The 14,443-nt window shown below is 42.0% G+C and carries 12 protein-coding genes; 6 read left to right on the forward strand and 6 right to left on the reverse strand.

Annotated features, from left to right (window positions below):
- Positions 1 to 6: 6 nt before the first annotated feature.
- Together MKY93_RS00855 and MKY93_RS00860 are read right to left on the reverse strand one after the other, a co-directional pair.
- Entirely contained in the window at positions 7 to 945 is a 939-nt protein-coding gene (locus tag MKY93_RS00855; RefSeq protein ID WP_340757916.1) for a ring-cleaving dioxygenase, read from the reverse strand.
- A 64-nt stretch (positions 946 to 1,009) separates the two neighbouring features.
- Entirely contained in the window at positions 1,010 to 1,456 is a 447-nt protein-coding gene (locus MKY93_RS00860; RefSeq protein ID WP_009766602.1) for a MarR family winged helix-turn-helix transcriptional regulator, read from the reverse strand.
- Positions 1,457 to 1,669: 213 nt separating this feature from the next.
- On the opposite strand from MKY93_RS00860, the gene MKY93_RS00865 reads away from it, so the two are divergent.
- Both MKY93_RS00865 and MKY93_RS00870 read left to right on the forward strand, forming a co-directional pair.
- The gene (locus MKY93_RS00865) at positions 1,670 to 2,197 is read left to right on the forward strand and encodes a YceI family protein (RefSeq protein ID WP_040758686.1); all 528 of its coding nucleotides are present in this window, start codon (positions 1,670 to 1,672) and stop codon (positions 2,195 to 2,197) included.
- Positions 2,198 to 2,510: 313 nt separating this feature from the next.
- Positions 2,511 to 3,383 carry a YitT family protein gene (locus tag MKY93_RS00870; protein WP_171805912.1) on the forward strand — a complete coding sequence of 291 codons (873 nt, stop codon included), beginning with the start codon at positions 2,511 to 2,513 and terminating at the stop codon, positions 3,381 to 3,383.
- Positions 3,384 to 3,481: 98 nt separating this feature from the next.
- Here MKY93_RS00870 and MKY93_RS00875 read toward each other — a convergent pair whose 3' ends face one another.
- The 3 genes from MKY93_RS00875 to MKY93_RS00885 form a co-directional block, all read right to left on the reverse strand.
- Positions 3,482 to 4,054 carry a nitroreductase family protein gene (locus tag MKY93_RS00875; protein ID WP_340757919.1) on the reverse strand — a complete coding sequence of 191 codons (573 nt, stop codon included), beginning with the start codon at positions 4,052 to 4,054 and terminating at the stop codon, positions 3,482 to 3,484.
- Between the two features lie 156 nt (positions 4,055 to 4,210).
- Complete coding sequence (locus MKY93_RS00880) at positions 4,211 to 5,743, reverse strand: AbgT family transporter (RefSeq protein ID WP_009766598.1); 1,533 nt, start codon at positions 5,741 to 5,743, stop codon at positions 4,211 to 4,213.
- A gap of 258 nt (positions 5,744 to 6,001) precedes the next feature.
- Positions 6,002 to 6,427 carry a hypothetical protein gene (locus MKY93_RS00885; RefSeq protein WP_340757922.1) on the reverse strand — a complete coding sequence of 142 codons (426 nt, stop codon included), beginning with the start codon at positions 6,425 to 6,427 and terminating at the stop codon, positions 6,002 to 6,004.
- Positions 6,428 to 6,578: 151 nt separating this feature from the next.
- Here MKY93_RS00885 and MKY93_RS00890 point away from each other — a divergent pair, with 151 nt between their 5' ends.
- From MKY93_RS00890 to proS, 4 genes are all read left to right on the forward strand, one after another.
- Positions 6,579 to 7,853, forward strand: a complete 1,275-nt coding sequence (locus MKY93_RS00890) for a sensor histidine kinase (protein WP_340757924.1) — start codon at positions 6,579 to 6,581, stop codon at positions 7,851 to 7,853.
- The gene (locus MKY93_RS00895; RefSeq protein WP_009766590.1) at positions 7,850 to 8,737 is read left to right on the forward strand and encodes a response regulator; all 888 of its coding nucleotides are present in this window, start codon (positions 7,850 to 7,852) and stop codon (positions 8,735 to 8,737) included. The genes MKY93_RS00890 and MKY93_RS00895 overlap by 4 nt, the downstream gene beginning before the upstream one ends.
- A 90-nt stretch (positions 8,738 to 8,827) precedes the next feature.
- Complete coding sequence (locus MKY93_RS00900; RefSeq protein WP_009766589.1) at positions 8,828 to 10,111, forward strand: cation:dicarboxylate symporter family transporter; 1,284 nt, start codon at positions 8,828 to 8,830, stop codon at positions 10,109 to 10,111.
- A 327-nt stretch (positions 10,112 to 10,438) separates the two neighbouring features.
- Complete coding sequence (proS, locus tag MKY93_RS00905) at positions 10,439 to 11,875, forward strand: proline--tRNA ligase (RefSeq protein WP_009766588.1); 1,437 nt, start codon at positions 10,439 to 10,441, stop codon at positions 11,873 to 11,875.
- A gap of 292 nt (positions 11,876 to 12,167) precedes the next feature.
- Here proS and MKY93_RS00910 read toward each other — a convergent pair whose 3' ends face one another.
- On the reverse strand, positions 12,168 to 14,363 hold the full coding sequence (locus MKY93_RS00910; protein ID WP_078817628.1) for a DNA topoisomerase III: 2,196 nt from the start codon (positions 14,361 to 14,363) through the stop codon (positions 12,168 to 12,170).
- Between the last annotated feature and the right edge of the window lie 80 nt (positions 14,364 to 14,443).

Consider the following 14,443-nt stretch of genomic DNA (forward strand, 5'->3'; position numbering starts at 1 on the left):
AGATTATTATGATAGCTCTCTTACCTGAATAGGAATCAAACGTTGCTCCAGCTGTTCTCTAAGCTTTTCATACTGCATAGGTAGCATTAACTTTTCGCCCATTGTCCCTCTTGATTCATCAAGAGCAAATCCAGGAGGATCTGTAGCAATTTCAAATAAAATTTCTCCATGTTCTCTAAAGTAAATGGCATTAAAGTAATTTCGGTCCTGCACAGCAGTGACACCATAGCCTTTGGCTGCGACATATTTTTGCCATTCTATTTGCTCAGCATCATCTTGGGCCCTCCAGGCGATATGGTGAACGGTCCCGACACCCGTTTGGCCTTTTTCTGTCGGTATGGATTTTAAGTCGATAATATTGCCGATATCAGCAGAAGAACGGAATCGGATTAAGTCTCCTTCTTCTCCGAGAAGTTCTAGTCCCATTAAATTTTCTAATAGTTCAGCTGTTTGGTTGGGGTGAGAAGAAAATAGCGTAGCTCCACCAAATCCTTTGATTGATACATCCGGACTGATACCACCAAACACCCAAGTATTAACTTTACCTTCTTCTCGTTCAACGATTTCCAAGTGTAAACCATGCGGATCATCAAATTTCAAACACTGTTCACCGAAGCGCTCAACAGGATGAAAAGGTATTTGAAAATCCTCTAATCGTTTCTTCCAAAAAGCAAGTGCTCCTTTGGGAACAGCATAAGAAGTAACCCCCACTTGACCGTCTCCAACAATTCCTTGACGAGCTCCTATCCATGGGAAGAATGTAATGATAGTTCCTGGGCTCCCGCCCTCATCTCCAAAATAGAGGTGGTAGGTGCCCGGGTCATCAAAATTCACCGTTTGCTTCACTAAACGCAAACCTAGAACGCCAGCATAAAAGTCTATGTTTTCTTGCGGATGACCAACAATTGCCGTAATATGATGAATTCCACTTGTTTCTAGTTTCATTGAAATTTACTCCTATAGTATCAGTTGAATTGATTGAGGTTAATTCAAGTTAATTAGGTAGAATTTATAGTTTCTCTGCGTAATACCCTAGTTTTTTGAGCTGTTGAATCATCATTTCTTTTTCACTTGTATTTAAACCTGCAAAAATTTCTTTAATATCTTGTTTATGTTTAGGGAATACCTCATTCATTAACTCATTACCGGCTTCTGTGATCGCTGCATAGGTGACACGCCGATCTTTAGGGCATGGTTTTCTTTCGAGATATTTTTTCTTTTCGAGCTTATCTACTACGTACGTAATACTGCTGCTCGCTATCAATACTTTTTCACCTATTTTTTGTATTGGTTGCTCGCCTTTGTTATAGATCAACTCAAGAACCGCAAATTCAGTTGGGTTTAAACCTAAATTTTTAATATCTTCTTCCGCACGCTTTTTTATGGAATTCAAAGCACGAGTTAATACGACAAATAGTTTAAGGGATAATTCTTCTTCATTCTGAATCTCACTCATGTAGCTCACACCTTTTCAATATCTTGAATTCGAGACAATTATAGTATTGATTCATGTTCTTTGTCAATACTATAGGTCTACCCGGCGCAATGCATAAAGCATCGCAATTACACTGAAACGTAATCGCTTGACGAGAAAGCATTGCTCATCTATACTTGTAATTAATATATCTCAAATACGAGATAAACAAATTCAAGGTAGGGGACAATGATAATGACAAATTGGATAGTAGACAATTCACATTCACACATTGGTTTTTCAGTAAAGCACATGATGGTTTCAAAAGTAAAAGGCACATTTGAAGACTACACTGCAACTGTAGAAGCGGAAGACATGACGGATTTGTCAACAGCAAATATATCGTTTGTAATTCAAACTGCATCTATCAATACAAAATCAGAGGACCGAGACAATCACTTACGTGGAGAAGACTTTTTTGACGCAGAGCAATATCCGACGATTACATTCCAATCAAAAAACATTGAAAAAGATGGCGATGATTATAAAATAACGGGTGACCTAACCATTAAGGATGTAACAAAACATGTAACATTTGATGTTTCATTTAACGGAAAAGGAAAAAATCCATGGGGCGTAGACGTCTATGGGTTCGAAGGCGAAATGAAATTGAACCGTGAAGAATTTGGTTTAACATGGAATGCTGCGCTTGAAACCGGTGGTGTCCTTGTAGGTAAAGACATTAAAATTGATCTCGAATTACAAGTGAATCCAGCTCAATAATTAAATAATAGGAAAAAGCACAAGTTCGAACTCATGAACTTGTGCTTTTTCCTATTCACTTTGATTCGCAGGGAAGCGGAGTACAGGATTAGGTAACAGGATAAAATAATGTGTGTATTCCAAGATAAAATGTGGTAAATTAAACGTCTGTTTCCTCATACTCAGTTAATCTAGCCGTTCAAAACCTGGAAGCAATTATGCCTCGACATAATTGATCAGGAAATGGTTCATCCGAAAACGAATGACTGTAACGAAAAAGGGTATAATATTAAGAAATATGGTTATGAACGCTATTATTGAAAGAAGTGATCACATGAATTCAGTCACAAAACAAAAGAACAATAAACTTAGGATGGTTTTCCAAGGAGTACTAGTTATTATCGGGTCCTTAATAACAGCGTATGGACTTGAATCGGTGTTAATCCCAAACAATGTATCGGATGGTGGGATAACGGGCTTGAGTATTGTTGGTTCGCAGCTGTTTGGGTTTCCTCTAGGCCTTTTGATTGCCTTACTGAATATCCCATTCGTATATTTAGGGTACAAACAGATCGGTAAAAGTTTTGCTATATATTCGGTGATCGGCATTGGTTCATTGGCGATCAGCACTAGTCTGATGCACCATATACCAACGATTGTTCAAGGGGACACTCTGTTAGTGACCGTGGTAGGTGGTGTGATCATAGGTGTAGGGATGGGACTTGCCTTGCGTAATGGCGGCGCATTAGATGGGATTGATATGTTAGCCGTACTTCTTTCCCGAAAGTTACCGTTCGGGACAAGCGATCTGATCCTGTTTTTGAATGTTTTTGTTTTTATCGTGGTTTCGACGGTATTTGGGCTTACAGGAGCTATTTTATCTGCGCTTGCTTATTTCATTGCTTCCAAAGTAATCCATATTATTGAAGAAGGCTTAAGTGGATCAAAAACCTTCAATATTATTACAGACCAGCCTGAATTAATGGTAGAGACAATTCGTGAACGTTTGGGACGCAGTGCAACATACCAGCTTATTCAAGGCAGTTATAGCAATAAAGAATACAAGGAAATCACTTGCGTCATCAATCGTTTGGAAGATAGTAAAATGAAAGAGATCATTCGGGAAATTGACAAGAATGCTTTTGTTACCGTATATGACGTTGCGGAAGTTAAGGGCGGCAGTTTTACCAAGAGTGACATTCATTAAAGTGTCTGCCTAAAAAAGTTATTTGTACTGTGGTCCGGCATAGCAATAAATCAAAGCGATTACCACTCCTGTCAATTAGGGAGCGGCAATCGCTATGTTTAATTATCTATAATCGTTAATAGTTCTCGAATATCTGTACGATCTTGTGGTTCCGGTATATGTTTTGGATAGCCAATCATCAGTGTAGCGACGACTTTCTCGCCAGGTTTTACGCCGATGCCTTCCCTGAATACTGGATCGTATATCCAATCATTTGATCGCCAAATCATCCCAATGCCACGTTTCCAAGCTGCAAGTTGAAAATTTTGAATCATTGTGGAGACTGCTCCATAATCCTCATCCCATCTTCTTTGTCGCGGATCTTCCGGCATGATCACAACGAGATGAAGGGGAATATTTCGGAAATAATCAGCTTTCCGATTTACTCTTTCGGGTACTTCGCCGTCTGTGTTTGGCTGGGAATCTATATAGGCTTGTACAAACTGCTCTTTTCCGTTACTTGTATATAATTGAAATCGCCAAGGTTCCGTCAGCTTATGATTCGGTGCCCATTTGGCGACATTGAGTAATTCAATGAGTTCCTCCACATCCACTGGATCGGTTTTAAACGCCTTAATAGACCTTCTGCCAATTATGGACTTTTCTACTTCGTTTTTTGCTGCGTAACTCATGATAGAAAACTCCTCTCCTATAATACTAATACATGCAAATGAAAATCATTATCAACTACTATCATACCATGTGTAAGGAGAGTGATAAACACAAAACGCTTACGGTTGATGGGTATAGAAAAAACCACTGAACGTAATGTTCAGTGGTGAGTCATATTAATTCCCATAATAAATCGGAGAGCCAGGCCCTAAGTCGATTCCGAGAAGCATCCAAACGATGAGAGTTAAACTCCAGAAAGCCAAGAAGAACATAGAATAAGGGAACATAACAGAGACTAGTGTTCCGATCCCCATTTTCTTATCATACTTCTGTGCAAATGCGATAATAATCGCAAAGTATGTCATCAAAGGAGAAATAATATTGGTTGATGAATCTGCCACCCGATACGCCATCTGTGTTAATTCGGGTGAATAACCGAGCTGCATCATAATCGGCACAAATACCGGTGCCATCATAGCCCATTTTGCAGATGCACTGCCGATAAACAAGTTGATGAAAGCAGCAATGAGAATGAATAACAGCAGCAATGGAATACCTTTTAAGTTGATGCTATCAAGGAAATTAGCTCCATACACGCCTAAAACCAATCCCATATTCGATTCAGAGAAAAATGCGACAAATTGACTCGCAGTGAAAGACAATACGATGAACATACCCATTGCAGACATCGTCGTTGACATCATTGCAGCCACGTCTTTATCATCGCGAATTAATTTTGTTACTTTTCCATAGACCAAACCTGGCACGAAGAATAGGAATGCGATAATTGGAACGAGTGACTTCATGAATGGCGATTTAATAATCGGCATATCGCCTTCATCGCCACGTAATGGAGCACCTGGGAATAGAACGAGTAATGCAACTAGAATTCCAGCAACAATTACAGAAATACCAGCCCATACTAAACCCTTCTTCTCAATAGCAGTTAGCTTCTCTACTTTCTCACGATATTCACCATTATATTCGCCAAGTCGTGGTTCGACAATTTTCTCTGTCACCCAAGCACCAACAACTGTCAGCACTAATACCGAAAAGGCAATGAAATAATAATTCATGGCAATGTTCATACCGTCCGCATACTCGGGGTTAATGATTGCTGCAGACATAATCGTCAATTCACCAAGAAGCGCGTCCGTACCAGACAGTAGTAAGTTCGCACTGAACCCGCCCGAAACTCCAGCGAAGGCAGCGGCCAGACCCGCTAATGGGTGTCTGCCAAGTGCCGCAAATAAAACAGCTCCAAGTGGCGGCAATACAACATAACCTGCATCGGAAGCTACGCTAGACATAACGCCAGCAAAAACCAATCCGAGTGTAATCAAGCGTTTCGGAACAGACATCACAAATCCACGCAGCAATGCACTGATCAACCCAGAACCTTCTGCAACTCCAATCCCTAGCATCGTAATTAGCACGACGCCGAGCGGAGCAAAACCAATGAAATTGTCCGTCATATTCGTAATGATGTAATGAATTCCTTCCCCGCTAAGCAGGTTATGGACTTCGATCATTTCCCCTTCTTTTCCTGGATGGGCGGCACTGATGCCGAAAGAAGAAACAACTGCAGACAAGACGATAACTAAAAGAGCGAGCAACGCAAACAACGTTACCGGATGGGGCAATCGGTTACCAGTTTTCTCGATCATATCTAAAAACTTTTGGAAAAAGCCTCTTTTTTCCGTATTCATGAAGATCTCCTTCCGTCTATAAATTACTATTCATTATTTAAAAAAATAAATAATTTTTTAAACTTAGTACAGTATATATAAGATAGCTCCCCAAATAAATACTTTAGTGAAATAATTAAATTGGAAAAAGGTTTCGACTGTTATGACGAGGGAGAATAGTTAAAATAGATTTTTAGAAAATGGCCTTTTTATGTATATAGATATTAAAATGCCCACCTTCTACTTGACGGAGGTGGGTTGTTTTTCATCTATTGTCATCTATTCTGCGTCAATAAAAATTCCTTTAAGGCGAGGGTCTCCATCGTCATTTTTGCCATCATAAGTTCCGTAGACAGTGACCGTCGTGCCTTCTGGAATTTCTGTACGATCGCTCAACCGAATGTCGTCAACCCATACTACTTCATTGAAAGAATCATCGGTTTTGCTTTTTAATTCAAATGTTCCTTGTTCGAATCTCAAAACGATTCCAGTAAATTTCACTTTTGAATTAATAGGAACTTTGTCTTGAGAAAGGGAAAGATAATCTTGTTCAGTGGTTCCCGCCTTAAGCCCTTTTTCCATACCCATATTGGTTTGTTTATCGGCAGCAGGAGTTTCTTGTGTCTCTGGAGTATCAGGTGTTTCTTCATTGCTACAGGCTGCTAACAGCACTGCGGTCATCATGAAAATGATTAGCTTTTTCAATCTAAATCGCCTCCTTATGTAATCATAAGTAAATTGAAAGGAAAAGAAAACAGTTTACTGTAATAACCATGATAGTTTCTGCTCTAACTGCACAAATGTTTTTGAATTGTTATACTACATACATCAGAATTTTTTAATTAGGAGTATGGGGATGAACTCAAAATCGACGTGGCGCCAAATATTACATTCTGAAGCTGCACGCATTGCCGTCATTGCGATCATTACGGCGCTTACTGGTGAATTGAAAGTGCTGCCGTTCGCGGATGAGACGTTCCGTTTTGCGCTGGGCGGGATTGTGTTCTTTTTGCTGATTCTTATTTATCCGCCAGCTTCCATGCTGCGGACTGGGTTTATTACAGCGGTTACGGTTGTGCTTTTTCGGGTAGCTGAAGAGACGTGGCTTGGCGTTGCGCTAATTGATAGTTTGCAGATGCATGTTCCGGTTTTTCTGTTTTACTTTATAGTAGCGGTTGGCTGGCATTTTGCCGATTTGGAGAAGTACAAGTCTTTGCCATTGCAGCTAGGGGCATTGGCTTTATTATTCGAAGTGATCGGCAATACGTCGGAGCATGCACTTCGGAATTGGTGGATGGATGATTCACTGTTAAATATGAAAGAGTGGGGTATCCTTGTGGGAGTAGCGTTGCTGCGTAGTTTCTTTACGGTCGGACTGTATAGTTCAGTAGCTTTATCGAAAGAAAAACAACGTATGGAGGAAATGCTCGGCGTAGGGGCGGAGTTATATGCAGAAGCGCTCTATTTACAGAAGTCGATGAATCATATTGAGCAAATTACAGCTTCCAGCCACGATTTGTATCGCAAGTTGAAGAAAGAGGATAAACGAGAGCTCAGCACACAGGCGCTTCAGATTGCCCAAGAGATCCATGAGGTGAAAAAGGATTCACAACGGATTTTGGCGGGGCTTTCGAAATGGGCAAGCCGACAAGAAGTGGCGGCCTTTTATCTATCAGATCTACTTGAATTGGTCGTATCGGCAAATGAAAAGTATAGTGAATTGATAGGCAAAGACTGTGTCATTGAAAAATCAATCGCCACTGACTTTCAGACGGACCAGCATGTACCACTTCTGGCGGTCCTTAATAATTTGACTTCCAATTCTGTAGAGGCGACGGAGCGGAAGGGTATTGTGAAAATTAGTGTCGACAGTGACGCAGAATGGGTCTGTTTTTATGTGCAAGATACAGGCAGAGGGGTTCCAGCAGAGCATGAAGAAGTGATTTTTGAGCCGGGATACACGACGAAATTCAATGAACAGGGAGTGGCGGCAACGGGTATCGGATTGTCGCATGTGACGGCAATCGTCGATGCGATGCAAGGCGAAATTCAAATGCAGCGTCTGGATGTCGGCACATTATTTGAAGTGAAAATTCCCATGCAATCCATTAAGAAGGAGATACAGGTATGAGATATTTTATCGTAGATGATGACAAAGCGAGCCGCTTGATGCTGAAGAATATCCTGGAAGGGCAGGAACTCGGTATGGTCATTGGTGAGGCGGATAGCGGTGTGAAAGCCATCCCTCAAATATTGTCGCTGACTCCGGATTTGGTGCTGATTGATTTGTTGATGCCGGATTTGGATGGTATTGAGACGATCCAACAGCTGAAATCGCAAGGATTTAATGGACAATTCATTATGTTGAGTCAAGTAGTCAGTAAAGAGATGGTGGGAGAAGCCTATCAAGTCGGGGTGGAGTTTTTCATTCATAAGCCGATCAACCAAATAGAAGTACAAAGCGTATTGCGACGAACGGCGGAACAACTGCGTTTGAAAAATTCCCTAACCACAATTCGTGAATCGCTCGCTCTGATTGGAACGTTGGATCAGCCAAAAGTGAAACGTACAATAAAGGAAATTGTGCTAGCTAAACTTCATGACATGGGGATAATCGGGGAAAGCGGCAGCCGGGACATTGTGACAATTGTAGAAGTGCTCGCAGAACAAAATGCCGCTCAATTGCCGCCATTGAAAGAGCTTTACGAGGCGGCATTACATAAGATGGGTGTCCAAGCGAAGGAAATACCAAAGGAAAGCAAAGCGATGGAGCAGAGGATTCGCCGATCCATCTTGACTGCGATGGATCATTTAGCTTCGCTCGGAGCAGTAGATTATACGATTTCGGAGTTTGAGTATTACGCGCCACGATTCTTTGATTTTCAGGAAATTACTCAACGGATGAAACAAATTCAAGAGGAAAGCTTTGGGATGAAGGCAGTCAAGGTCAATAGTAAGAAGTTTCTTCAAGTTTTATATATCGAGACGATGGAAGAACAAAAAAAGAATTTGTAGGATGGTGTAGAATTTTGTAGGATTCTTTTATGATAATCCTAAGTTACTTCGAGAAAGCGTTTTCAGGAGTAAGCTAAAGGAGGATTATCTATGAAAAAGAAATTTAAATTATCTTTAGCCTATCAAATATTAATCGGGCTTGTTCTCGGTATTGCAGTCGGTGCCATTTTTTATGGTAATCCTAAAGTGGAAACGTATTTGCAGCCGATAGGCACGATGTTTATTAATATGATCAAAATGATTGTAGTTCCAATTATTATTTCTACATTGGTTATAGGAGTGGCAGGCACAGGAGATATTAAGAAACTAGGGAAATTAGGCGGTAAGACGCTTCTATATTTTGAAATTGTCACAACGATTGCGATCATAGTCGGTTTAATGTCTGCTAATATTTTCAAACCAGGCGAAGGAATCGATATGTCTTCTCTTGAAAAAGGAGATATCTCGCAATATGTTGAAACGACGGAAGAAGTGCAGAATGGCGGTTTCATGGATGTCTTGGTTGGTATCGTACCGAGTAATATCGTGGAATCCATGGCAAACGCTGATATGCTTCCAATTATTTTCTTCTCTGTTTTATTTGGGCTAGGCGTTGCAGCGATCGGTGAACGCGGAAAGCCGGTGCTTGAGGTGTTCCAAGGAGTCGCGGATGCGATGTTCTGGGTAACAAATATGATCATGAAGTTTGCACCATTCGGGGTATTTGCGCTAATTGGCGTAACCGTTTCCAAATTCGGTTTGGAATCGCTCATCCCAATGGGCAAGCTGATGATCTTGGTATATGCAACGATGGTATTCTTCATTATTGTCGTACTTGGCGGAATTGCGAAGTTGGTCGGAATCAATATTTTCCATCTGATGAAAGTATTGAAAGACGAATTGATTTTAGCTTATTCTACTTCTAGTTCTGAAACAGTACTGCCAAAAGTGATGGAGAAGATGCAGAAGTTCGGTTGTCCGAAAGATATTGTTTCTTTCGTAGTGCCGACAGGCTATTCGTTCAACTTGGACGGTTCCACACTGTATCAGGCTTTGGCTGCGATGTTTATTGCGCAAATGTATGGTATTCAGTTGAGTATTACGGAACAGATCACCTTGGTATTAGTGTTGATGATTACGTCTAAAGGGATTGCGGGCGTACCAGGTGTTTCATTCGTCGTACTTTTGGCGACACTTGGAACGGTAGGTATTCCACTTGAAGGTCTAGCGTTCATCGCGGGGATCGACCGTTTGTTGGATATGGCACGTACGGTGGTCAACGTTGTTGGAAACGCACTTGCGACAGTTGTTATGTCGAAGTGGGAAGGCCGTTTTGGTACGGAAAGTGTAAAGGAAGAGCAAGAACCACAAATGGTGTTAGCGGAAGAAAGATGATTTGATGAATTTGAAGCTGTCCTCTTGATGGGGGACAGTTTTTTTGTGTTTATGCTCGGGCTGCAGGGCTCTATGAGCGAGTGTAGGGTGTTTATGATCGTGGACAGAGAGGATATGATCGCTTGGCGGAGGTGTATGAGCAGTTGTAGGGTTTCTATGATCATCTGCGAAGGTTTATGAGTGCCTGTAAGAAATAGGATTGATTTCCTACACACTGCTTATTACTTGTTGTGGGGATTCAATTGTAGGAATGATGGATTTGTTATATGATTAGCAATATGGAAGCTGAACAAGAGCGCTTTTTTTCATTAAGGAGGAAATTAGGTAATGAGCAATCAGCAAAATGATTTTACGAAATGGTATATTGACACAATCCAGAAAGCGGATTTGATGGATTATACGCCGGTGCGTGGCTGTATCGCATTTAAACCAGACGGTTTTGAAATATGGGAGCATATTAAAGATGAAATGGATCGCCGTTTCAAAGAGACGGGACACCGTAATGCGTATTTCCCAATGCTGATCCCAGAATCCTTTTTCCAGAAAGAAAAGGATCATATCGAAGGATTTTCTCCAGAACTGCCATGGGTGACGGAAGCAGCAGGAGAACAGTTGGAAGAACGTTTAGCGTTGCGCCCGACCTCTGAGACGATGATCGGTCATTTGTATTCAGACTGGGTAAAGAGTTATCGTGATTTGCCGTTATTGATCAACCAATGGGCGAACGTATTCCGTTGGGAGAAAAAGACATTGCCGTTCATTCGGACGTCAGAATTTTTATGGCAAGAAGGACATACAGCTCACGTCGATGAAGAGGAAGCGCGTACCGAAACGATGCAAATGCTTGAGATCTATAAGGAAGTCGTGGAAGGCTTGCTAGCGATTCCTGTATATGATGGCCAAAAGACGCCTTCTGAACGATTTGCCGGTGCTGTGGATACGTTCTCCATCGAAGCGATGATGAAGGATGGCAAAGCAGTTCAAGCCGGAACTTCACATTACTTAGGAACAAAATTTGCGGAAGCATTCGATATCAAATATTTAACAAAAGAGAATAAGCATGAGTTTGTCCATACGACATCTTGGGGAACTTCCACTCGCTTGATTGGATCGGTTATCATGGTGCACGGTGATGAGCAAGGTTTGGTATTGCCTCCACGTATTGCGCCGACTCAAGTGGTGCTCATTCCGGTCGGACCGTGGAAGAAGAACCCGGCAATCATGGAAAAACTGGATGAAATTTTTGCCGAGCTGAAGGCAAAAGGTATCCGTGTACGTTTGGATGATTCCGATCAGTCTCCGGGCTTTAAGTTCAATGAATGGGAATTAAAAGGTGTTCCAGTTCGACTGGAGCTTGGACCGCGTGACCTAGAGAATAATCAAGCCTTGATGAAAGCGCGTGACGGAGAAGAAAAAGTGGCGGTGGACTTGGCGCAAGCAGTGGCGAGCATTGAGAAAGAACTGGAAACGATGCAAACTCGCTTGCTCGAAAAAGCACGTGCATTCCGCGAAGAACATTCTCACACGCATATTGACACACTGGATGAATTGAAGAAGCATATTGAAGAAAGTGCTGCGAAGGAAGAGATTCCAGGATGGATTCTTGCCGGTTGGTGTGGAGACGATGCATGCGAAGAACATGTGAAAGACGAAACGAAATTTACGACGCGTAATATTCCGTTCAATCCGCCTGCGGAGAAGTCCACTTGCATTAATTGCGGTAAAGAAGCGAAACATACTGTTTGGTTTGCAAGAGCTTACTAAGTTAAATAGAATGTGAAAAAAGGCTGCCCTAAAAAGTCATGAAAATGACTTTCTATGGACAGCCTTTCTATTTTCATCTACATATACCCACTCGCGCTCATAAAATGGCGGAATGCGATCATTAATCCGCACAAGCGCTCATATCCAACTGCTAACCGCTCATAAAATCTTCGTATGCGATCATAAGCACACCAGTACCGCTCATAAACAGGCGCCAAGCGCTCATAAGGTCCGAATTTCTCTTTTTCGCGGTCAAGTTGTCTTATTGGATAAATCCCTCCTTTGTTATTAATCAGTCATCCAACTTCAACCCTTTTAATGCATCTGCGAACGGATTATTAACTGGTTCGTCATCGTTGTTCTTCTTTAAATATTTCTGGACATCGCGTTTATTCACTTTGCCTTTGGATTCCTTTTCGCGGCGAGCTTTGAAGGAAGATAGTTTTTCGCGATAGCCACATTTGCACGTGAAGATTTGGCCTTCTCCTTCTCCGCGCAGCTCCATCTTTTTCTTACATTGCGGACATCGCGCATTGGTGACGCGGGAAACGTTTTTGCGGTGACCGCATTCACGATCCTGACAAACAAGCATTTTTCCATGTTTGCCGTTCACTTCGAGCATCGGCTTGCCGCAGTCCGGGCACGATTTAGTAGAAATATTATCATGCTTGAATTTCGCATCGCTCGCTTTGATCTCTGAGACAATTTCTTTCGTATAACCTTTCATTTCATTAATGAACGATTCTTTTTTCAATTGTCCTTTTGCAATTTTTTCTAACTTTAACTCCCATTCTGCAGTCAAGGCAGGGGATTTCAACTCGTCTGGCACTAACTCGAGCAATTGTTTTCCTTTATTGGTCACGTGGATGTCTTTGCCGCGCTTTTCAATCAGGAAGGAATTGAATAATTTATCGATGATATCCGCACGTGTTGCCACTGTCCCGAGTCCGCCTGTGGATTTCAATGTTTCTGCAAGCTTTTTATCTTGAGCTCCCGCGATATATTTCGCAGGGTTTTCCATCGCAGATAAAAGTGTTGCTTCATTGAAACGGGCAGGGGGCTTCGTCTGACCGGATGTCTCTTTGACGAATTGGATGCTCAGCGAATCTCCTTTTGAGAGCTTTGGTAAGAGCTGTTCTTTCGTGTCTTGCTCTGCTTCTTCCTCATCAAATTGATTGTTATAGACTTCTTTCCAGCCGGGTACTAAAATCGTTTTTCCTCGTGCGGTGAAGCGTTCATCTGCAATTTTTGCGTGGATGGTCAGTTGTTCATATTCATGTGCAGGGAACAGAACGGCCATGAACCGTTTCACGACTAAGTCATAGATTTTCCGCTCTTTGTCGGACAACTTATCACGCAGGACGATTTCTTCAGTTGGAATGATCGCGTGGTGATCGGACACTTTGCTGTCGTCGACAAAAGATTTATTCGCTTTGATCGGTTTCTTCAAGATTTTATTTGCAAGTGAACGATATTCACCGATACCGCAGGATTTCAAACGCTCCGGCAGAGTCGCGACGATATCGCTCGATAGGAATCGTGAATCGGTCCGCGGATACGTCAGCAGTTTATGTTGTTCGTAGAGCTTTTGCATGATGTTCAACGTTTCTTTGGCAGAGTAACCGAATAGTTTATTGGCATCGCGCTGCAGTTCTGTCAGATCGTAGAGACCTGGAGAAAACGACTTTTTTGCTTTTTTATCAACATTTTCGATAATCGCTTGTTTGCCATCTACTTTTTTGACGATAGTGGACAGTTTTTCGCGGTCGAATGAACGTGTATCATTAGTTTTCGCGTCTTGCCATGTCAATTTTAATTTAGAGTCGGTCTGTGCTTCGATGCCGTAGTAAGTTTTTGGGCGAAATGTGTTAATCTCTTCTTCGCGCTGTGCAATGATTGCAACGACAGGAGTTTGAACGCGACCGCAGTTTAATTGGGCATTGAACTTTGTCGTCAGTGCGCGAGTCGCGTTCAAGCCGATATACCAGTCCGCCTCAGAACGAGCGACTGCCGCTTCGTAAAGGTTTTCATACGCTTTACCGGGTTTCAGCTGAGCAAACCCATCCTTGATTGCTTTATCGGTAACGGATGAAATCCAAAGTCGTTTGATCGGTTTATTGACTTTCGCTTTCTCGATAATCCAGCGAGCGACCAGCTCTCCTTCACGTCCGGCATCTGTCCCGATGATGATATCGGATACGTCAGAGCGAAGCAACTGGGACTTTACGGCGTTATATTGCTTGCCTGTTTGCTTAATGACCGTCAATTTCAAGTGATCGGGCATCATCGGCAAGTCTTCCAGTTTCCATGTCTTATACTTCGTATCATAATTCTCAGGGTCTGCGAGTGTCACTAAATGGCCGAGTGCCCATGTGACGATATATTTATCGCCCTCTAAATAGCCGTTCCCTTTTTTATTGCAGTTGAGCACGCGGGCAATATCGCGTGCAACGGAAGGCTTTTCCGCCAATACTACACTTTTTTTCATATAATTGAACTCCTTTGTATACGTACATGTCAAAAAACTCCCACGGTAGATAAGGTTACAAAGGCCTTATGCTATCAAAA

Origin of the sequence: Sporosarcina sp. FSL W7-1283, from assembly GCF_038003105.1 — a bacterium.
GTDB classification, from domain to species: Bacteria; Bacillota; Bacilli; order Bacillales_A; family Planococcaceae; genus Sporosarcina; species Sporosarcina newyorkensis.